Origin of the sequence: Vibrio sp. 779(2023) (assembly GCF_033344285.1) — a bacterium.
In the GTDB taxonomy this organism is placed as follows: Bacteria; Pseudomonadota; Gammaproteobacteria; order Enterobacterales; family Vibrionaceae; genus Vibrio; species Vibrio alginolyticus.
In genome coordinates this window covers 1-1128 of record NZ_JAWPOM010000178.1, presented here as the reverse complement: position 1 = coordinate 1128, position 1128 = coordinate 1, and the positions used below count along the sequence as shown (strand labels likewise).

Sequence of the window (1128 nt, the reverse complement as noted above, 5' to 3'; positions counted from 1 at the left end):
TGGCGATCTCAATGAACGTGAGAAGCGCGTTGCTGAAGGCTCTGATGTGCTGTACGACCCAATTGCCCACGATGATACGCACTTAGCGAAACATGGCTTTAAGTTCAAACCACTCGATAGCCATACTTACATGCAGCTAGATAAGCACACTGGCAATATTAAGCAGAAAGAAGGCCGAGATCGCCCTGACTTCGGTGAGCTGGATAACACTGGTTTAACCAACAAAACGGGCAACTTACAGAACCACCAAACCAGTGTTATCACAGAGGGTTTTGAGAATGTCAGCGACCATAAGCCAGTGCAGTCAACATTCGAAGTCAGAAGCTTTTCTCAAAAGTTGATTGAAAACGCATTTACTCAAAATGCCAATGACTTTAAAAATGATGCCGCCTATCTGAAGCCAGGCACGAACCCAGCTAACGCAACGTTTGATGATGTAACCTCTGCTAACCAAGCACGTCTGGGTTTAGAAAACTTAAACCCGAATGAACAAGCATTCGTGAAAGAGAATTTTGCGAGCTTTATTATCGGTAAAGACGCGATCTTCAGCCAGCTAACTAGCGGCTTTATGGAGGAGATGGGCCAACTTCATGCCTCTGATCTTGCTAAGAACCCAACTCATCTACAAGCACAGCAAATTGCGTTGAGCGAAAAATACGAACAGCTAAGCGATAAAGTAAACGCTGAGTTTAATAAACAATTCGTGGCAAATCTTTAGCCACAGAGCCGTATTTATCTCTGTTCGATATGGAAAACATAGAAAGTTAAAAACACAAAAAGGCCCTCTTCTCGGGCCTTTTTCATGGCGATCATTTGTTCGGCTTTCCTCCACCTTTTCCGCCGCCCTTACCACCACCAGAACCAGCAACCGTGATGTTATCGCTCCATCCACTCCAGAACAAAGAACCATCGCTTTGCTGAATGGTGCCAACACGATAATGCACTTCGCCTTTGGCACTGGACTCTTCAAACGCCGTGGCCGTAGGGTCGAGAACATCCCAACTGCTTAGGCTTTGCCATCGATTACGTTTTGCATTCCAACTCTCGCGTTCGACTCTAAAGCCTGCAATGGCACCTTGATCCCCCGAATAGTTCCAAGTGAGAGAAACAATACTATTGTTGATCGAG

At 45.7% G+C, this 1128-nt stretch carries 2 pseudogenes; one reads left to right on the top strand and one right to left on the bottom strand.

The window, feature by feature from the left end:
- Positions 1–718 (top strand): annotated as a pseudogene (locus R8O70_RS25900) (VPA0450 family T3SS effector inositol phosphatase); the annotation flags it as partial.
- A gap of 91 nt (positions 719–809) precedes the next feature.
- Here the strand turns inward: R8O70_RS25900 and R8O70_RS25895 are convergent.
- Positions 810–1128, bottom strand: a pseudogene (locus tag R8O70_RS25895) (serine protease); the annotation flags it as partial.